The sequence below is a fragment of the Paraburkholderia sp. J7 genome, assembly GCF_905220155.1.
Classification (GTDB): Bacteria; Pseudomonadota; Gammaproteobacteria; order Burkholderiales; family Burkholderiaceae; genus Paraburkholderia.
Window position 1 is genome coordinate 1 of the sequence record NZ_CAJMYZ010000145.1, and the last position, 247, is coordinate 247.

1 protein-coding gene is annotated in these 247 nt (G+C 59.9%); it reads left to right on the forward strand.

Annotated elements, in window-relative coordinates:
- Positions 1–210, forward strand: a 210-nt coding sequence (locus tag U5A58_RS40705) for a helix-turn-helix domain-containing protein (RefSeq protein WP_321949752.1), incomplete at its 5' end; no start/stop codon positions are given.
- Between the last annotated feature and the right edge of the window lie 37 nt (positions 211–247).

A 247-nucleotide genomic window follows, 5' to 3' on the forward strand; every position in this document is an offset into this window, starting at 1 on the left:
CAGCAAGCGGGAGCAAGCTTGGAAGAACACATGCTTGTCGCAATCCAGCAAGCCATGTGTGAGCACAGAGGTAACGTCGCCGCGGTGGCGCGGCAATTGCGGATCTCGCGTACTACCGTGTACGCGCGCCTACGCCAATTGCGTGATGTTGGTATGTCGACTGGATCGGACGAATTCTCGGTAGTCGCTCAATCTGCCGGCGAGAGCTGATTGACGCTCTGCCTGCAAGGGGCACGTGCCCGGGACG